At 46.5% G+C, this 19,740-nt stretch carries 20 protein-coding genes; 19 read left to right on the top strand and 1 reads right to left on the bottom strand.

Going from position 1 to position 19,740, the window contains the following annotated elements:
- The first annotated feature begins 18 nt into the window (after positions 1-18).
- From KIK04_RS02955 to KIK04_RS02885, 15 genes are all read left to right on the top strand, one after another.
- A complete protein-coding gene (locus KIK04_RS02955; RefSeq protein ID WP_232276847.1) occupies positions 19-801 on the top strand; it encodes a cell division protein FtsQ/DivIB in 783 nt (260 codons plus the stop codon).
- Between the two features lie 205 nt (positions 802-1,006).
- Entirely contained in the window at positions 1,007-2,254 is a 1,248-nt protein-coding gene (gene ftsA / locus KIK04_RS02950) for a cell division protein FtsA (RefSeq protein ID WP_232276846.1), read from the top strand.
- Positions 2,255-2,354: 100 nt separating this feature from the next.
- On the top strand, positions 2,355-3,467 hold the full coding sequence (gene ftsZ, locus KIK04_RS02945; RefSeq protein ID WP_232276845.1) for a cell division protein FtsZ: 1,113 nt from the start codon (positions 2,355-2,357) through the stop codon (positions 3,465-3,467).
- Positions 3,468-3,675: 208 nt separating this feature from the next.
- On the top strand, positions 3,676-4,686 hold the full coding sequence (locus tag KIK04_RS02940; protein WP_232276844.1) for a sigma-E processing peptidase SpoIIGA: 1,011 nt from the start codon (positions 3,676-3,678) through the stop codon (positions 4,684-4,686).
- Between the two features lie 63 nt (positions 4,687-4,749).
- Entirely contained in the window at positions 4,750-5,472 is a 723-nt protein-coding gene (gene sigE / locus KIK04_RS02935; RefSeq protein WP_232278574.1) for an RNA polymerase sporulation sigma factor SigE, read from the top strand.
- 82 nt (positions 5,473-5,554) lie between these two features.
- Positions 5,555-6,337, top strand: a complete 783-nt coding sequence (sigG, locus tag KIK04_RS02930; protein ID WP_232276843.1) for an RNA polymerase sporulation sigma factor SigG — start codon at positions 5,555-5,557, stop codon at positions 6,335-6,337.
- 265 nt (positions 6,338-6,602) lie between these two features.
- Positions 6,603-6,902 carry a YlmC/YmxH family sporulation protein gene (locus KIK04_RS02925; protein ID WP_232278573.1) on the top strand — a complete coding sequence of 100 codons (300 nt, stop codon included), beginning with the start codon at positions 6,603-6,605 and terminating at the stop codon, positions 6,900-6,902.
- 47 nt (positions 6,903-6,949) lie between these two features.
- On the top strand, positions 6,950-7,801 hold the full coding sequence (gene pgeF, locus KIK04_RS02920; protein ID WP_232276842.1) for a peptidoglycan editing factor PgeF: 852 nt from the start codon (positions 6,950-6,952) through the stop codon (positions 7,799-7,801).
- Positions 7,802-7,806: 5 nt separating this feature from the next.
- Positions 7,807-8,493 (top strand): YggS family pyridoxal phosphate-dependent enzyme, encoded by a 687-nt coding sequence (locus KIK04_RS02915; RefSeq protein ID WP_232276841.1) that lies wholly within the window; start codon positions 7,807-7,809, stop codon positions 8,491-8,493.
- Complete coding sequence (locus tag KIK04_RS02910) at positions 8,493-8,948, top strand: cell division protein SepF (protein ID WP_232276840.1); 456 nt, start codon at positions 8,493-8,495, stop codon at positions 8,946-8,948. Before KIK04_RS02915 ends, KIK04_RS02910 begins: the two co-directional genes overlap by 1 nt.
- Before the next feature lie 7 nt (positions 8,949-8,955).
- Positions 8,956-9,231, top strand: a complete 276-nt coding sequence (locus KIK04_RS02905; protein WP_232276839.1) for a YggT family protein — start codon at positions 8,956-8,958, stop codon at positions 9,229-9,231.
- 24 nt (positions 9,232-9,255) lie between these two features.
- Positions 9,256-10,044: a YlmH family RNA-binding protein gene (locus KIK04_RS02900; protein WP_232276838.1), complete on the top strand. Its 789-nt coding sequence runs from the start codon at positions 9,256-9,258 to the stop codon at positions 10,042-10,044.
- A 40-nt stretch (positions 10,045-10,084) separates the two neighbouring features.
- A complete protein-coding gene (locus KIK04_RS02895; RefSeq protein ID WP_232276837.1) occupies positions 10,085-10,567 on the top strand; it encodes a DivIVA domain-containing protein in 483 nt (160 codons plus the stop codon).
- Between the two features lie 525 nt (positions 10,568-11,092).
- Positions 11,093-14,188: an isoleucine--tRNA ligase gene (gene ileS / locus KIK04_RS02890; RefSeq protein WP_232276836.1), complete on the top strand. Its 3,096-nt coding sequence runs from the start codon at positions 11,093-11,095 to the stop codon at positions 14,186-14,188.
- 313 nt (positions 14,189-14,501) lie between these two features.
- Positions 14,502-14,801, top strand: a complete 300-nt coding sequence (locus KIK04_RS02885) for a DUF5665 domain-containing protein (protein ID WP_232278572.1) — start codon at positions 14,502-14,504, stop codon at positions 14,799-14,801.
- Here the strand turns inward: KIK04_RS02885 and KIK04_RS02880 are convergent, their stop codons facing one another.
- Positions 14,802-15,566 carry a TraR/DksA C4-type zinc finger protein gene (locus tag KIK04_RS02880; RefSeq protein WP_232276835.1) on the bottom strand — a complete coding sequence of 255 codons (765 nt, stop codon included), beginning with the start codon at positions 15,564-15,566 and terminating at the stop codon, positions 14,802-14,804.
- Positions 15,567-15,799: 233 nt separating this feature from the next.
- Between KIK04_RS02880 and lspA the strand changes: the two genes are divergently transcribed.
- From lspA to pyrR, 4 genes are all read left to right on the top strand, one after another.
- A complete protein-coding gene (gene lspA / locus KIK04_RS02875; protein WP_232276834.1) occupies positions 15,800-16,306 on the top strand; it encodes a signal peptidase II in 507 nt (168 codons plus the stop codon).
- 21 nt (positions 16,307-16,327) lie between these two features.
- A complete protein-coding gene (locus KIK04_RS02870; protein ID WP_232276833.1) occupies positions 16,328-17,284 on the top strand; it encodes an RluA family pseudouridine synthase in 957 nt (318 codons plus the stop codon).
- A 210-nt stretch (positions 17,285-17,494) separates the two neighbouring features.
- Entirely contained in the window at positions 17,495-18,748 is a 1,254-nt protein-coding gene (locus tag KIK04_RS02865) for an LL-diaminopimelate aminotransferase (protein ID WP_232276832.1), read from the top strand.
- 448 nt (positions 18,749-19,196) lie between these two features.
- Positions 19,197-19,739: a bifunctional pyr operon transcriptional regulator/uracil phosphoribosyltransferase PyrR gene (gene pyrR / locus KIK04_RS02860; protein ID WP_269670990.1), complete on the top strand. Its 543-nt coding sequence runs from the start codon at positions 19,197-19,199 to the stop codon at positions 19,737-19,739.
- Position 19,740 lies beyond the last annotated feature (1 nt).

Raw genomic sequence — 19,740 nt, 5'->3', positions numbered from 1 at the left:
ATTAAGGGGTTGAACAGATTGCAGAGAAGGACAATTCCCCCTTTGCCAGATAAGCCTGCGAGCAAGCGCAGAGGATCAAAAATAGTTTGGCTCTTGTTAATTCTATTTCTCGTATTGTTGGGTGTATTGTTTTTTCGCTCACCACTTAGTAAGGTGACTGAGATTCATTACAGTGGACATCCATTTATTACCGTTGCGGAGCTGAGTGACACGACGGGGCTTCGTGTTGGAATGCCTTTTTTCGGTACGAGTTCAGCGGCGATTTCCGAGAGGATTAAAGCGAAATATCCATTCGTTCAAGCTGTACAAGTGGACAAGCAGTTTCCTGGGGCAATTCATGTCGAACTACAACAATTTAAAGTCGTTGCCTATGAGTTGACGGGAGATGGTCGTGTCGTTGCATGTTTGGAAAATGGGACGGAAGTAGCTATTAACCAGCAGACGATGCCTGTCATTGAAAAGCCTTTGCTAACACAGTGGTCAGGGAAAAAAGAACTAAAAGGTAAACTATCTGTGCAGTTAGCTCGCATCTCGCAAGGGCTGCTAGCCGATATTTCGGAGATTCGTTCGTTTCCTTCAGACTCTTATCCTGATCGAATCAAGATGTATACGCGGTCAGGCTTTGAAGTCATTTCGAGCATCACACTGCTGCCAGAAAAAATGACGTATTTAAACGGAGTTATCCAAACACAGGAACCGGGACAAATTACGATGCTGAAGGCGGATTCATATATTCCGTTTACGAGCCTACAACAAGAGAGTGAGCAAAATGTGGAGCCGGAAAAAAACTCTACTCAATAATCGGAAAAAATGCTAGAATAAAGCTTATTGGTTTCCTTAGACCTCCTTCTTTTTTCTTTACATTTTTTGATGAACCTATCATGTTGATTGCAAGTTTAAAAAATCTCTAGAAAAAAGAGGGAATGATTAAACTTTGTTGAATACAATACAAAGTGTCAGGGGAACAAGACATACCAATTGACTTGGAAGTGGGAGGTGCCACGGGTTGAGCAGCAATGACATCATTGTGAGTTTGGACATCGGTACATCCAAGGTGCGCGCTATCATCGGGGAAATTAACAACGGAACGCTGCAAATTATCGGCGTTGGATCTGCTGACTCAGAAGGAATTCGCAAAGGTGCGATTGTAGATATTGATCAAACTGTGAAATCGATTCGCAGTGCCGTAGAACATGCAGAACGCATGGTCGGCATTGAGATTTCGGAAGTTTACGTAGGGATATTAGGCAACCATATCGGATTGCAATCGAGCCACGGCGTAGTTGCCGTATCTAACGAAGACCGTGAAATTGGCGAAGAAGATATTGAGCGTGTTCTTAAAGCGGCAGAAGTTATCGCTTTGCCGCCTGAACGGGAAATTATCGATGTCGTTGCGAAAGAATATATCGTTGACGGCTTGGAAGATATTCATGATCCTCGCGGTATGATTGGCGTTCGTCTTGAGGTGGACGCAACTATTATTACGGGTGCAAAGACTGCCATACATAACTTAATGCGTTGCGTTGAGAAAGCGGATTTGCATGTTAAAGATCTAGTGTTAATGTCGCTAGCCGGAGGACAATTGGCTTTGTCGAAAGACGAGAAGCTGATGGGCTCTGTGCTCGTTGACGTTGGTGCTGGTGCTACAACGATTTCCGTTTTCCAAGAAGGGACACTCGTTGCTACATCCACGCTTCCAATCGGTGGCGATTTTGTAACTAATGATATTGCATACGGTTTACGCACGATGTCCGATCATGCAGAAAAAGTAAAGCTTAAGTTCGGCTGCGCTTGGATTGAAGACGCTGCTGAAGATCAAGTGTTCAAAGTGACGCGTATCGGCAGCAACGTTGAAAAAGAATTTGATCAAGTTTATTTAGCGAATATTATTGAGCCGCGAGTGCTGGAAATATTCCAACTCGTTAAAAATGAGGTTAAACGCCTTGGGTATACGGACTTGCCTGGTGGATACATTTTGTCAGGTGGGACAGTATCGATGCCAGGAGTACTTAAAGCAGCTCAAGCAGAGCTGCAAACTTCAGTTCGTATAGCGGTGCCTGACTTTATTGGCGTACGAGATCCTGGTTTCGTTAGTGGTGTTGGTGTTCTGCATCATGTGATGCGTTCTTTCCGCACACGTAATCCGGGTGGCGGTGCTAAGAAGGCGTCAGCACGCAAGTCGACTCCTACGGAATCGACGAACAACCCAGGCTTTATGGAACGAATAAAGAAAATGTTTAGTGAATTTATTTAAATACGCTGTCATTGTTGAATTCGGTGCACGAAGACGAGAATGACGGTTTACTCGTTGACTTCATGCCATCCATGCACAATGAAGGGGAGATGGAGGACTAATGTTGGAATTCGAATTCGAGATGGAACAATTAGCCCAAATAAAGGTCATTGGTGTCGGCGGGGGCGGCAGTAACGCAGTCAACCGGATGATCGAAAGTGGAGTCAAAGGCGTTGAGTTTATTACGGTAAACACTGACGCACAGGCACTTCACTTTGCCAAATCAGAACATAAATTGCAAATCGGGGACAAGCTTACGCGCGGACTTGGCGCGGGCGCAAACCCTGATGTTGGTAAGAAAGCGGCGGAGGAGTCCCGCGAGCTAATTGCAAACACATTAAAAGGCGCGGACATGGTATTCGTTACTGCAGGTATGGGTGGCGGTACAGGTACGGGTGCAGCTCCGGTTATCGCGGAAATTGCACGCGAGTGTGGAGCGCTGACAGTCGGTGTCGTTACGCGTCCGTTTTCTTTTGAAGGTCGTAAACGCTCGATGCAAGCAGAAATGGGAATTGAAGCGTTAAAAGAGAAAGTTGACACGCTAATCGTTATTCCTAATGACCGCTTGCTAGAAATCGTAGACAAGAAGACGCCGATGCTAGAAGCTTTCCGTGGCGCTGATAACGTACTTCGTCAAGCTGTACAAGGTATTTCCGACCTTATCGCAGTGCCAGGTCTGATTAACTTGGACTTTGCTGACGTGAAGACTATTATGACAGAACGTGGTTCTGCCTTGATGGGTATCGGTATTGCAACGGGTGAAGATCGTGCTGCTGAAGCTGCACGCAAAGCGATTATGAGTCCACTACTGGAAACATCTATCGACGGCGCGCGTGGCGTTATTATGAACATTACAGGTGGCTCTAACTTGTCCTTGTACGAAGTGAACGAGGCAGCTGAAATTGTAATCGCAGCATCTGATCCTGAAGTTAACATGATCTTCGGTGCGATTATTGATGAAGGTATGAAAGAAGACATCAAAGTTACAGTTATCGCAACAGGCTTTGAACACAAACCGGCTCCGCCGCTTGCCGTACGCCGTCCAGTGCCTACTGCAACGAGTGAAGCGCAAGATTTGCGTTCGCCTTCGTTACGACCTTTCGGTAACCAGACACCTTCTGACCAATTGGACATACCGACATTTTTACGGAACCGTCCACGTAATAACGACTAGAACATAAAATGCTGTAAATACACGCATGAGATTAAAGCACTTGACTACGGTCAAGTGCTTTTTTGCGTTCAATTACTTGCTATTTTTGTGCAACCTCGACAAAAAAAGTGCCGATACTCGCCCAGTATTAGACAGACTTCGGAAGGTTGCCTCTTTATACTAAATAGTAACTTCTCAACTAGCTGGCGGCGAAGAAGGGGGGAGGCGCTTGACCGTCATCTATGCCGATCTTTTGCTCGGCTTTAATTTCATATTGGATTTGACGCTGCTGCAAACAACGGCTTGGATGCGAGGCATTCGCCCTATTCGCTGGAAGATGTTCATAGCTGCGGGAATAGGGACTCTGTACGCATCGATTTTATTTATGCCAACCTTTCCTATCTTGTATACCATTCTAGGAAAAGTTGGCGTGTCTATAGCTATGCTGTTAATTGCATTTGGTTTCCACAACGTAGGGTATATGTTGCGAAATGTCGGCGTTTTTTACTTTGTAGCTTTCACGCTGGCTGGAGGAGCGTTCGGCATTCAATATTTATGGCATGATGCGAGTCAATGGGCATTATATGAATCGGCCCGCTCGCTATGGAAAGATCCACAACTCCAAATGGGAGCAGCGTTTTTAGTATGCGCATTAGCCGCCTCTGTTGCTTTATTACGCACAGTTTGGAAGGCAAAGCATAAGCAAGAGATCGTTACAAACTGTATCGTACGGCTAGAAATAGGGATTGGGGACACGAAAGTGACGTGTTCAGGCTTAATAGATACAGGAAATCAGTTGAGTGACCCGTTATCGGGTGCTCCAGTTGTTGTCGCGGAGTCGGGTTTATGGAAAGACCTCTTGCCAGAAGAATGGATAAACAACTTGCAGCGTGCGCAATCTGGCGATGTATGGCAATGGATCGGAGAGCATCATAACGAATTGCGGATTGATGAAAGTCGTTTGCGGATTATACCTTATCGGGGTGTGAATCATAGCAGCACGATGCAGTGGATGATCGGTATAAAGCCCGATTATATACGGATAGAACAAGCAGAACACGTATACCTTTGCACGAAGGTTATTATCGGCCTTGACGGAGGTGTGTTGTCTCACGATGGACGCTATCAAGTGATCGTGCATCCCGATCTATTACAAAGTACGAATCGTACAACGATCATGCATGGAGGAGACAAGTCTTCAGGTGAAGCGGAAGCGTCTTCAACGTCAAAAGCTTCATAGATCATACGATTGATCATTCGATTATACACGGCTCTTCTATCACATGATGTAGGAGGATTGATGATGCGGTTAAAATGGAAACTGACGATGCAGCTCTATTACTATCGGTTGTTGTTCTGGCTCGGACTGAAACGTGATGAGATTTACTATATTGGTGGTAGTGAAGCGCTTCCGCCTCCACTGACGCGAGAGGAAGAGGAATTTTTATTAGGAAGATTGAACACGGGAGATGCAGCTATACGAGCGATGCTGATTGAGCGCAATTTGCGATTAGTCGTCTATATCGCCCGCAAGTTTGAAAATACAGGAATTCATATTGAAGACCTCGTATCTATCGGAGCCATCGGACTCATTAAAGCTGTGAATACATTTGATCCGGAAAAAAAAATAAAGCTAGCTACTTACGCGTCGCGCTGTATTGAGAACGAAATCTTGATGTATTTGCGACGTAACAGCAAGACACGAACCGAAGTTTCGTTTGACGAACCGCTCAATATTGATTGGGATGGCAATGAATTGTTGCTATCTGACGTGCTTGGAACGGAAAACGACACCATTTACCGCAATATTGAGGAGCAGGTTGACCGTAAGCTGCTGCACAAAGCGCTCGATAAACTAAGCGAACGGGAACGTATCATCATGGAGCTGCGCTTTGGTTTAAGTGATGGTGAAGAAAAAACACAAAAAGATGTTGCCGATCTGCTCGGCATTTCACAGTCTTACATTTCGCGGCTAGAAAAACGAATTATTAAGCGGCTGCGTAAGGAATTCAATAAAATGGTTTAACAAGGGTTGCTTCGTCAGGAATAAAATTGCACCCCGGGGAGATAATGTACATTAATGTTTCACCCCTGGGAGGTATTCACGAATGACCCGAAACAAAGTCGAAATTTGCGGTGTCGATACATCAAAGTTACCTGTGCTCACCAACGCCGAAATGAGAGAATTGTTCGTGGCTCTACAGGAACGAAACGACCGTTCCGCTAGGGAGAAGCTGGTAAACGGCAACTTGCGGCTCGTGCTCAGCGTAATTCAACGCTTCAACAATCGAGGCGAGTTTGTAGATGATTTGTTCCAAGTCGGTTGTATTGGCTTGATGAAAGCGATAGACAACTTCGATTTGGGGCAAAATGTAAAATTCTCCACATACGCCGTACCGATGATTATCGGCGAAATTCGGCGCTACTTGCGGGATAACAACCCGATTCGGGTATCCCGTAGCTTACGCGACATTGCGTATAAAGCGTTGCAAGTACGCGATTCGCTGACGAATCAAAATGCGCGTGAGCCGACGATTCTCGAAATTTCCGAAGCACTAAATGTGCCGAAGGAAGATGTTGTCTTTGCGTTAGACGCGATTCAAGACCCGGTCTCATTGTTTGAACCTATATACCATGACGGTGGCGACCCGATTTACGTCATGGATCAGATTAGTGACGACAAAAACAAGGACGTATCGTGGATCGAAGAAATTGCACTGCGCGAGGCGATGCGCAAGCTGAATGAGCGCGAAAAAATGATTTTGTCCATGCGATTTTTCGAAGGCAAGACGCAAATGGAAGTGGCCGATGAAATCGGCATTTCGCAAGCTCAAGTCTCACGCTTGGAAAAGTCAGCTATCAATCAAATGCAGAAGCATGTTCGCACGTAATAAGCGAACGTTTGGCCGTCCGCGTACTACGCGGCGGCTTTTTTTTCCATATATAAAATTTATGATTTCCCCCTTCCTTATCTACATCAAATTTTATATTGGCGATAAAAACAACCTTTAAAACGCGGTCGCTCATCCCCGAAGGACTTCGATAGGAGTTTTTCTCACCGTTTAGGTAGGTTAGAGGACATTTTGCCCATCGTTCACATATACTTAACTATAATCAATGGCCCGAACTAAAATTCGAACTGATGTGGTGAGAGCGATGAAAATATCGGATTTCCAAACGAAAGACGTTATCAACATTGTGGACGGAAAAAAGCTAGGTCAGATTAGCGATTTAGAGCTTGATCTAAAGCACGGGCGAATAGATGCAATCGTCGTCCCGAACTACAGCAAATTTCTCGGCATGTTCGGCGGTGGAACGGAACTCATCATTCCGTGGCGGAACATCATCAAGATCGGCGCTGATGTGGTCTTAGTCAAGATGGAGGAAGTCAAAACGGTTCGGACTGAATCGCGGGTCGAGCATTATGATGATGCTTCCATCCAACATAAAGCATAGGCGTCATCGGCGGCATTGTGGTAAAATGGACGTTGAGGTGAAAGTTGATGGAACCTTTTGTACTTCAACGTCCTAACGACGTTAATGAGCCAACTTTGCTGGTACTGGAACAATGGACTCATACGATGCCTGGATTGTCAGCAGGCTTTACGACAAGGCTAGGCGGGGTAAGTGATGGGGCATGTACTTCGCTTAATTGTGCCTTACATGTGCATGATGATCCCGCCGCTGTCATCAATAATCGCAAACGGGTTGCTACTGCTTGTGGGTTGCCGTTTGAAGCGTGGACATGTGCGGAGCAAGTGCACGGCAATCACGTTTATCCAGTAACCTTAGAAGACCGAGGTAAAGGGAGAGCCGTACGAGAACAGGCGATTCAAGACGCGGATGCACTTATAACGGATTTGGCTGACGTGATGCTAACTTCCTTTTATGCCGATTGTGTACCGCTGCTCTTCGTTGATCCGGTGACACGTGTGACCGGTCTTGCTCATGCTGGTTGGAAGGGAACTGTGTCGCAGATTGCAGCGCGTACTGTTCAACAGATGCAAGACGTTTATGGATGCAACCCGGACCATATTCATGCTGCGATTGGGCCGTCTATCGGGTCATGTTGTTACGAAGTGGACGAGCGGGTAATAAAGGAAGTATGCCATGTACTTGGACATGCAAATGAGTCTGTACATGCTTCTGTCCTACAGCCTACGACGACCGGCCACGCCATGTTGGATTTAAGAGAACTCAATCGACATTTGTTGATAGAAGCAGGAATTTTAGCTATAAACATCGAATGTACTAAGTTGTGCACGGGTTGTCGTACTGATTTGTTTTTCTCGCACCGCGTGGAGAACGGCAATACGGGCAGAATGATGAGCTGGATTGGTTGGCAGAAGGGATGACTAACATGACGTTGCAACATCGAATCGAGGACGTAACACGACGCATCGAAGCCGCTTGCATGCGCAGCAATAGACGCTCTGAGGATGTGCAAGTAATTGCCGTTACCAAATACGTATCACTTGAAGCAACAGGAGCAGCGATACGTGCTGGATTAACGCATATTGGTGAGAATCGTTGGCAGGATGCGGCGGCCAAATGGGACGCATTCGGTTCGGAAGCGACGTGGCATTTTATTGGTTCCTTACAGACACGTAAAGTTAGAGATGTTGTGGGCAAATGCGCCTACATCCATTCACTGGACCGTCTGTCATTAGCACAGGAAATCGAAAAGCGTGCATCCGCACAAGGACAAGTGGTGCGATGCTTTATTCAAGTTAACGTATCAGGTGAGGCAACGAAACAAGGCTTGGAGCCCGAACAGGTTAAGACGTTTCTTGAACAACTTCGCACACTCCCACATGTTAAGCCGATTGGCTACATGACGATGGCTCCATTTGAAGCAGAGCCTGAGGAGACTAGGCCTGTTTTTCAGCGGTTGCGTCAGTTGCGCGATGAATTAAATGCGACGTTGCCTGAACCGTTACATGAATTATCCATGGGTATGTCAAACGATTTTGATATCGCCATCGAAGAAGGAGCAACTTGGATTCGACTCGGATCTATCCTGGTGGGGAAAGAAGGGATATCATAATGGGTGTAATGAATCGTTTTATGAATTTTATTGGGATGCAAGAAGAGGAAGAGATTGTGGAACGTGAGCGTATCCCGGAGGCTGACGAAGACCAAGAGTTGGAAGCAACCGTCTTTGATCAACGCAGAAACTCCGCGAAAGGAGCGAACATCGTTAGCATTCACTCGCAGAAGGCGGCAAAGGTCGTGCTGTATGAGCCGAGATCGTACGATGAAGCTCAAGAAATTGCTGACCACTTGCGAACGCGCCGATCGGTCGTCGTCAACTTGCAGCGTGTGCGCAACGATCAAGCGCTGCGCATTATTGATTTTTTAAGCGGTACCGTGTATGCACTTAGTGGCAACATATCGAAGATTGGGAGCAACATTTTTATTTGCACGCCTGAACATGTTGAGATTCAAGGTGCCATCACAGAGATGTTCGCAGAAGAGCTTGATTACAAACAAATGAGGTGACCTGAATTTGTCTGCTGTTTATGAATACTTACAAATATTTTTCCAAATTTACTCGTGGCTCATCATTATTTATGTGTTGATGTCATGGTTGCCTAACGTGCGAGAGAGCTTTATTGGTGAGTTTTTAAGCAAGATTGTTGAGCCTTACTTAGCGCCGTTCCGTCGCTTTATCCCGCCGATTGGCGGCATGATCGACATTTCTCCAATTGTTGCATTGTTCACGCTTCGTTTTGTAGAAGTAGGTTTATTTGCAGTAATTGAATTTATTATGAAGCAAATTTGAAGTTAACCATAACGGAGAACAGCTATGAGTACACAAGATCACATTTATGCCCACTTTCATCCGGACGAGCGTGCATTCGTTGATCGAGCATGGGAGTGGGTGCTACGGGCAGCCGAAGCACATGAACAACGTCGCACAGACTTTCTTGACCCGAGACAAGCCTTTATTTTAACGACATTGGCTAATCGCCACCCTGATGTTCAAGTGCGGCTTGATGGCGGCTATACAGGTGCAGAGCGTTGTCGAGCGTATATTGCGCCTGATTATGCGTATATCTCGGATGAAGAGATGGGGATACTTGTCTTGTCCGTAAGCTCGCCTGATCGCAAGTGGATTGAACTGGAGCATGGCGATTTTTTAGGAGCTGTGTTAGGGCTTGGAATTAAACGCGATAAGATTGGCGATATTCACGTCGCAGACGATGGCTGTCATATGCTTGTGACAGAGGATATTGCTTCTTACTTGGATGTTCATTTTCGGCAAGTACATCGTGTTCCAGTCTTGACCCAATTACTTCCGGTAACGCAACTGCAACCCACACAAGTAGAACTTAAACCGATGAGCTTTACCGTAGCGTCCTTACGTTTGGATGGTATTGTGAGCGACGTCTTTCGCCTAAGTAGGACTAAAATATTAGCCCCCATTAAGGCAGGGCGTTGTAAAGTGAATTGGAAAGTGGAAGAAAACCCTGCTGCGCAGTTGAAAGCCGGCGATGTCATTTCGCTGCAAGGGTTTGGACGCTTTAAAGTGCTTGAAGTGGAAGGCGTAACTAAAAAAGGACGGACACGCGTGACAGTCGGCATTTATGCGTAATGTCTAAATCGAGATCGTATTTTTATGGGAGGTGCACATCATGCCATTGACGCCACTTGATATACATAATAAGGAGTTCAGCCGTAAATTACGGGGCTATGATGAAGATGAAGTCAACGAGTTTCTTGACCAAATCATTAAAGATTACGAAGCCATAATTCGTGAAAATAAAGAATTGCAAAACCATGCAGCAGGGTTGCAGGAGAAATTAAATCATTTTTCTACGCTCGAAGAGACGCTTAGTAAAACGATTATCGTAGCCCAAGAAGCAGCTGACGAAGTGAAGAACAATTCGAAAAAAGAAGCGCAGCTCATCGTTAAAGAGGCTGAGAAAAATGCGGATCGCATCGTCAATGACGCGCTTTCTAAATCACGTAAAGTTGCCATTGAAGTGGAAGAGCTGAAAAAGCAGGCTTCCATTTACCGCACTCGTTTCCGTACACTCGTGGAAGCACAGCTTGAGCTATTGAATCAAGATGGCTGGGAAGCGCTGGATCGCGCTGAAGTAAAGGAATTGTACTAGCATAACGAAACGGCCGCACTTCATGTGTAGCCGATTGACTTTTTTGTCATTTCAAGTTATAACTATGTATTATTCGATAACGATTAGTCATTAGTGAATACTGCATATTCGTTGACGGGAACGCGCCGTTACGCCCTTGTTCTGCAGAGAGTCGGATTAGGTGAGAGCCGATGAGCAAGCCGTAATGAGACATCATCCCTGAGAAGTGAAGCTGAATTTGTTGCCAAGTGACACGCTAGGATGTACAGCGGTCGCGATAACATCAATGTAGGCTGAGCCGGAGCCCTTCCGTTAACGAGGGCACGTATATTGTCTGGTAGTGACAATTAACCCTGATCGATCAGGATTAGTTGTTAGCGCCGTATGCGTGACAGAGTGTCGCCCATGAATGGATTGTGATTGATCAGGGCGGAACAAGGGTGGTAACGCGAGTACGTCTCGTCCCTTTTTTGGGGCGGGGCTTTTTTTATTTTTAACCGTGTTATGGGTCTACATGAGATGAACAGATAGAGAGGATGAGCAGACGTGAAAAAAGTAGATGTAAGAGAACATGCCCGCGTACGCGAGCAGCGCGTATTAGCCAAGTGGAACGCAGAGAACACGTTTAAAAAATCGATGGAATCCCGTGAAGGAAGCCAAAACTTCGTGTTCTACGAAGGGCCGCCGACAGCAAACGGAGCTCCTCATATTGGGCACGTGTTGGGACGCGTCATTAAAGACTTCATCGGCCGTTACAAGACGATGGCGGGTTACCGTGTCGTACGTAAAGCTGGTTGGGATACACACGGATTGCCGGTTGAACTGGGCGTCGAGAAAGCGCTTGGTATTTCTGGTAAGCAAGAAATTGAGAAATTTGGCGTCGAGAAGTTTATTGAAAAATGTAAAGACAGCGTATTTACGTACGAGAAACAATGGCGCGAGCTGACAGAAGCAATCGGTTATTGGACCGATCTGGACAATCCGTACATTACGTTGGATAACAAATATATCGAGAGCGTATGGCACATTTTGTCCACGATTCATGGTAAAGGTTTGCTGTATCGCGGACACCGCGTAAGCCCGTACTGCCCTTGCTGCCAAACGACGCTTAGCTCGCACGAGGTTGCGCAAGGTTACGAAACGGTTAAAGATTTGTCCGCTACAGCTAAATTCAAGCTGGACAACAGCGGCGACTACGTGTTGGCGTGGACGACAACGCCTTGGACGCTACCATCGCACGCAGCGCTTGCGATGAACCCGAACATGGACTATGTTCGTGTGAAGCAAGAAGACGGCGTGTACATCGTCGCTAAAAATCTCGTCTCAGACGTGATGAAAGGCGAATACGAGATCGTGTCCGAGCATAAAGGATCGGAGTTTATTGGTCAAACGTACGAAGCACCTTTCTTGTATGTGAAGCCTGAAGACGCACATAAAATTGTTGCTGCGGACTTCGTCACAGATACGAGTGGTACAGGTATCGTTCATATGGCGCCTGCACACGGTGAAGATGACTACAAGAGCTGCCGTGAGAACGGCATTACGTTCTTCAGCGTTGTAAATGGCCAAGGTCGTTACACAGATGAAGTAACCGATTTTGCGGGTCGCTTCGTTAAAGATTGCGATATTGACATTGTAAGAATGATGTCTGAGCGTGGAACATTGTACAGCAAGGAAAAATATGAGCACAGCTATCCATTCTGCTGGCGCTGTAAGTCGCCTTTGCTCTACTACGCGACAGATTCTTGGTTTATTAAGACGACTGCGGTTAAAGAGCAATTGATCGAAAATAACAGCAAAGTAGACTGGTACCCAGGTCATATCCGTGAAGGCCGTTTCGGTAAATTCTTGGAAGATCTCGTGGACTGGAACATTAGCCGTAACCGTTACTGGGGTACGCCGCTGAACGTGTGGGTATGTACGTCTTGTCACGGCGAACATGCACCGCACAGCCATGCAGACTTGCGTGCGCGCGCTACAACGCCTATCAGCGAGGATTTAGAGCTGCATAAGCCATATGTAGACGAAGTGAAGCTCAACTGCTCACATTGTGAAGGTGGCGTCATGGAGCGTACGTCCGAAGTGATCGACGTATGGTTTGACAGCGGTTCGATGCCGTTTGCACAGCAGCATTACCCGTTTGGCGATGAGAAGACGTTTAACGAACAGTATCCGGCAGACATCATTTGCGAAGGTATTGACCAAACGCGTGGCTGGTTCTTCAGCTTGATGGCGATCTCGACGTTGTTCAACGGCAAAGCGCCGTATAAAGCGGTTATTTCCACAGGTTTTGTATTGGATGAAAATGGTCAAAAAATGTCCAAGTCGAAAGGTAACGTTATCGACCCTTGGGATATTATTAACGAGTTCGGTACAGATGCTTTCCGTTGGGCGCTCTTGTCTGATAGTGCTCCTTGGAACTCGAAGCGCTTCTCGAAGCAAATCGTTGCGGAAGCGAAGTCCAAAGTAATTGATACGCTTGTGAATACACATGCCTTTATGGCTTTGTACGCAACGATCGATAATTATGATTACAAGGCATATGCAGAGCGTCCTTCGAACAATAAGTTGGATCGTTGGATTTTGTCCCGCTTGCATACGCTTGTAGCGTCTGTGAACAAAGGTTTGCAAACGAACGACTTCTTAAATCCAGCAAAAGCAATTGAGCTGTATGTAGACGAGCTTAGCAACTGGTACATCCGTCGCTCGCGTGACCGTTTCTGGGGCAGCGAAATGACAGAAGATAAGCTATCCGCTTACCAAACGCTACGCAGTGTGTTGTTGACGTTGTCGAAGCTTATCGCGCCATTTGCGCCGATGATTGCCGAAGACATTTATGGCAACCTTGGTGGTAAGTGCGAGAGCGTGCACTTGGACAGCTATCCGCAAGCAGATGCAGCCTTAATCGACGCAGACTTGGAGCGCGATATGGAAACGGCACGCCAAATCGTTGAACTTGCACGCAACGTGCGTAACGAAACGGGCATCAAAACACGCCAACCATTGTCAGAGCTTATCGTGTCGATGGATCGTGAATTTGATCTTGGTGGCTATGAAGAAGTTATTAAAGACGAGATCAACGTGAAGCAAATTCGCATCGAAACGAGCGATAACGGCTTCGTCGACTTTACGCTGAAGCTAAACTTGAAAGTAGCAGGCAAAAAGTTTGGCAAAAACGTCGGGCCGATGCAAAATGCGTTGAAATTGATGACGGTTGAAGAAGCGCGTCAAGTGGTCGAGCAAGGGGAATGGAACTTCTCTAGCCCAGACGGTGAATCGTTGACGGTTACACGTGACGAGTTGCTTGTTGAAAAGCAAGCGAAATCAGGTTTTGCTTCTGCTTCTGGTTATCAGTTGACGGTGGCGTTGAACACAGACATTACACCAGAGCTTGAGCAAGAGGGTTGGGTACGTGAAGTTGTACGTGCGATCCAAGATACACGTAAAAAGCACGACTTCCCAATCGAGAAGCGCGTTCATATCGTAATCGCGGTTGATGACGAATTAAAAGCAGCTATTCAAGCCTTTGAAACGACACTGCGTGATAATGTACTTGTTGCAAGCTTGAGCTTTGAAGCAACAGCAGAGATGGAGCAAATCGATCTCGGAACGAAGACGATTGGTCTAGCGCTTTCCATTTAAGCACGAAACCGTGAGTCATGTTAACCGTGAGTCATGTTAATCGCACGAATCAGACCGGAATGGGAAAGCTTGCTATAGGCTACACTACCCTATAAGACGGAAAGGGCTACACGTTGCATGCAGGGTACGCTGTAAGGCGTATCCATATATTCATGCAACGTGTAGCCTCAGTTCCGCAAGCAGGCCGAACATATGACAGGAGAGCGTCGATCTCGCCCAAGCAAATGTAAAGGCGAGGGGCGCTCTCTTTACCTTTTTACCGGAAAGAGGAGTCGATAATATGTCGATGCAAGAAGATGAAACGAAACGTGAAATGGGCCATCTCGTTGAACAAATTCATGAATATACGGTGCAGATGGCGCAGCAATTGGAAAAGTCACGTATCGCTGAATATACCGAACTGCTATTTAAGCCAAGCAAGCTGTTATGGGTGAATTTGCTTGCTGGCACAGCGCGCGGCGTCGGCATAGCGATCGGATTCACCATTTTCACGGCGCTAATCGTGTACTTACTGCAAGTGCTGGGAGCGTTGAATTTGCCTATTATCGGTGATTTTATTGCCGATATTGTGCGAATCGTGCAACGACAGCTCGATACAAAATTGTATTATTAACTATTCGTACACGCTGTTTCGATCGTCCAAATCATCCACATTTGCGTATACGTCTGGCTCAAGTAAAGGCTCGCCTTCACCAGCAGACATATAGCGCTTGTACGTTTTGTTGCGAATAACAGAGACATGCCGGCCTGTGAGATCGGTTGCGATAAAGCTTTCAAACGGCTCAACAAAGCCGTCAAGCTCTTCGGAAGCCTCGATATACATGCGATCGTAGCTATCGATATCGTTTCCTTCCTGCATGGCAGGGGTATTAGATGTGCCCCAAGCTTCAACAATTTGCCAAGCATCTTCACCGTCAAAACCATTTTGCGTTTCTACCTCATCAAAACTTGTACGCCCAAATGGTGGTTGAAGAACCTGTTCTTCAACTGGACGACCGTGAGATACAAAATGTTCAGGGTAATCCTTGATGCAATACATGGTCGATGGAATGGCTTCCAAGCGCTCGAATGGGATCGGTTGACCACATACGACACAAATGCCGTAAGTGCCGCGTTCCATTTGCTGCAAGGCAGTGTCAATACGTTCCAACAATATTTCGTCGTGTTCGTTAAGGGAGATGTCTTTTTCACGTTCATATAGCTCGGAAGCTATATCTGCAGGGTGATTATCAATACCGGACAATTCGCCGGTGTTGTCACGCAGTGAGTGTCCAAGACCATAATGATCAGCTTGCTGCAACCGTTGTTCCACGCTTTGCTTCGAGCGAAGCAGTTGATCTTTAAGCGCTGCTTGCTGCTGCGATGTAAGATTCGACATTGCGGACACACCTTTCTGTCGGTTGAACTGTAGGTATAGGTTGTGCGTTGGCACGAAAAAAACATCGTGGTAAATGCAACAGGGGTTGGATTGGATTGGACGAAAAAAAATCGTATATGTTACAATGAGCGATGCAGACATGTCATGGCGAGCTTATTGCGAACGGTCCGTTCGTAGTCAAGTCATCCGTCTACATACACGTCTACATACTAAAAATGAGGTGACAGCAATCCATGTGGTACTATATCCTCGCAGTCATTGTGTTGCTTCTTGATCAAGGAACAAAATGGCTCGTTGCGACTCGAATGGAATTAGGTGAACAAATTCCGGTAATAGGCGACTTTTTTGCATTTTATTCACATCGCAATCGCGGAGCTGCTTTCGGAATTTTACAAGATCAACGCTGGTTTTTTATCGTAACGACGATAATTGTAGTAATTGGTATCATCTGGTACATGCGTAAAGTTCGCCATCAGCCAGGATTTGCGCTTCCACTAGGATTAAGCCTCATTCTTGGCGGAGCGATTGGTAATTTTATTGATCGTTTATTGACGGGGGAAGTCGTCGATTTCTTTCGTTTTAATTTCGGATCGTATACGTTCCCGATCTTTAATGTGGCCGATATCGCGATTTGTGTAGGTGTGGCCTTCGTCATGCTGGATGCGATACTGGAAATAAAGCGTGAGCGGGAAATGGAAAAACAGATTGACGGCTCTAAGTCATCAGACGGTGAGCAATAAGGAAGAAGGTTAGGATGTCACATGAACGAACAACATAAACAACATGGCCTCGAAGAGGAAACAGACGCTTTAGAGTGGGTTGTTGCACCCGAACAGGCGAAGGAACGTATTGATAAATTTGTGACGGAATCATTGGAGGAAGATGTGTCCCGTTCTCAAGTGCAGCTGTGGATTCGTGACGGCCACGTTAAAGTGAACGGCGCAGCCGTTAAGACTAACCACAAATGTGCAGTTGGTGACGTCATTCGTCTTGTCACGCCTGAAGCAACCTCGGTAAACATTGAAGCGCAACCTATTCCGCTTGACGTTTATTATGAAGATGCAGATGTGATCGTCATCAATAAGCCGCGCGGCATGGTCGTTCACCCTGCACCAGGACATACGTCTGGTACGGTCGTGAACGCACTTATGCACCATTGTACAGACTTGTCAGGTATAAATGGCGAGCTGCGTCCGGGTATTGTGCATCGTATCGATAAGGATACGTCAGGCTTGCTTATGGCCGCTAAAAATGATCGTGCGCACGTCTCGCTTGCGCAGCAGTTGAAAGATCATACGGTGACGCGTAAATATTTAGCGCTCGTACATGGCAATATTCCGCATGACCAAGGTACAGTTGATGCGCCGATTGGTCGCGATGCGGCTGACCGTAAAATGTATACGGTCACGGAACGCAACAGTAAGCACGCGGTGACGCATTTCCGAGTGCTTGAGCGCTTTGGCAATGCGACCTTTGTGGAGCTGAAGCTGGAGACAGGGCGGACGCATCAGATTCGCGTCCATCTGAAGTTTATCGGACATCCGCTTGTCGGGGATCCGATGTACAGTCGCGGTACGCGCGGAATTACGATGGACGGGCAAGCGCTGCACGCTGCAACGCTCGGCTTTGTGCATCCGGCGACAGGTGAGTCGTTAGAATTTACCGCCCCGTTGCCAGAGGATATGGAACTGTTGCTTGCTTCATTGCGCACCCGCTAAGTGCGGTTGGCTAGGGCGTAGTAAGCTGTTCGCTGTTCACCATCAATTGGAATTCAAATAGGAATCAATCGGAACCCTATTAGCCATTAGGCTAGGCAACGTGCAAAAATGCAACAAGTACAAATGTTTTCATTATTCGTCCATTCCAAATAAGATGCGATTCACGCATAGTTATTGAAGGATTTGAAGTTGAGAGGAGATGCAATCATCATGACAATACAACAATATCAAGACACTTATATTCAACAAAACTTTGCAAACCGCATCGGTGGAGAAAATTACGGTAAAGACACAAACATTTATAAGTTTGAAAAGATTAAACGTGCTAAAGCTGCTGCCAAAGCTGCTCATCCTGACGTTGAGCTTATCGATATGGGTGTTGGCGAGCCGGACGAGATGGCAGATGCGGGTATCGTAGCTAAATTGGCAGAAGAAGCGGCAAAGCCGGAGAACCGTGGCTATGCAGACAACGGTATTCAAGATTTCAAGGAAGCAGCAGCTCAATACTTGAAAGATGTATTTAACGTTGACGGTATTGATGCCAATACGGAAGTTGTGCATTCAATCGGTTCTAAGCCGGCTTTGGCTATGTTGCCATCTTGCTTTATTAACCCAGGCGACGTCACGATTATGACGGTTCCAGGCTATCCGGTACTTGGCACGCACACGAAATACTTGGGTGGCGAAGTGTTCAACGTGCAGTTGACTAAAGAGAATAACTTCTTGCCTGACTTGAGCAGCATTCCTGAAGACATTTGCAAACGTGCGAAGTTGCTCTACTTGAACTACCCGAACAATCCGACAGGTGCAGCGGCAACAGCAGCATTTTTTGAGGAAGTCGTTGCATGGGCAAAGCAACACGAAGTGATCGTCGTTCACGATGCTCCGTACGCTGCATTGACGTATGACGGTGTTAAGCCGCTCAGCTTCTTGAGCGTTCCAGGTGCTAAAGACGTGGGCGTTGAGCTTCATTCCTTGTCCAAATCGTACAATATGACAGGCTGGCGGATTGGTTTCGTTGCGGGTAACCCATTGATCGTAAAAGCGTTCAGTGATGTGAAAGACAACAATGATTCCGGTCAATTTATCGCGATTCAAAAAGCAGCTGCATACGGTTTGGCTCGTCCAGAAATCACAGAAAAAATTGCGGAGAAATATTCTCGTCGTCACAACTTGCTCGTATCTGCGTTGAACGAAATCGGCTTTAAAGCAGAGAAGCCAAAAGGATCTTTCTTCTTGTATGTAGAAGCTCCTAAAGGTGTGAAAAATGGAATCGAGTTCACTTCTGGTGAAGATTTCTCTCAATATCTGATTCGTGAAAAATTAATTTCCACAGTGCCTTGGGATGATGCAGGACGTTTTGTTCGTTTCTCCGTTACGTTCCAAGCGAGTGGTGAAGCGGAAGAAGCGCGCGTTATTGCTGATTTGAAGCGCCGTCTTACAGATGTTGAATTTGTATTTTAAAAATTAGTTGCCGATTAGTCATTGACATTGGTATGGTTTAATGGCATAATCCTGTTAGTTGAATATGAACCTTTAAATCAGTCCCGAGAGACTGGCAAGGTAACGCTCGAATGAACTGTCGAGCGTGTGATGAGAGCGGTGCATGGGCATTGTTAACCAACAGAGAGTGGTGGCAATGCGACGATGAGCATTGTGTCTATCTACACGCGTCACTAGACCACAGTTTATGTAATTTCGTATGCATACAACTCCTTGCCTTTGGGCAAGGAGTTTTTTTGTACCTTTTTTAGGAAATAACAAAAGTTATAGCGCAACGAAAGCAGTAGCATACTGGAGCAAGCTGGGTGACATGCGGCTACGATAATCCGCTAGAACAGAGCGGGGAGCAGATGCACAGCATGGCCTGAAGCGGAAGCTTCTGATTCAACAAGGCAACCTGAGGAGGACTATGAGTTTGAAAGAGCATAACGTCATTATGGATGAAGCGGCTATCCGCCGCGCATTGACGCGCATCGCCCACGAAATTATCGAGCGCAACAAGGGTGTTGAGGATTGTGTTCTCGTAGGAATACGAACACGAGGCATTTACTTGGCAGAGCGTATCGCGGAACGCATTCATCAAATTGAAAATGAGAGCGTGCCCGTTGGTGAGCTAGATATTACGCACTATCGGGATGACAAGAAAGAGGATATCCAAGTCTCGAGCAACGAAAGCGGAACGTTCCAAATACACGATAAGAAAATTATTTTGTGCGACGATGTCCTTTATACAGGCAGAACGATTCGTGCAGCAATGGACGCTTTGATGGACCAAGGACGGCCGAAAATGATTCAGCTGGCCGTACTCGTAGACAGAGGACATCGCGAATTGCCGATACGCCCTGACTACGTCGGCAAGAACGTGCCAACATCGAGTACAGAGGAGATAGAAGCGGCGCTTGTAGAAGTTGACGGTACCGACGAAGTGAAAATCGTTCATAACAGGGGGTAAC

The organism is Paenibacillus sp. 481, assembly GCF_021223605.1.
Lineage (GTDB): Bacteria > Bacillota > Bacilli > Paenibacillales > Paenibacillaceae > Paenibacillus_B.
Note: the sequence above shows the minus strand (reverse complement) of the source record. Positions and strands in the feature narration are given on the sequence as shown.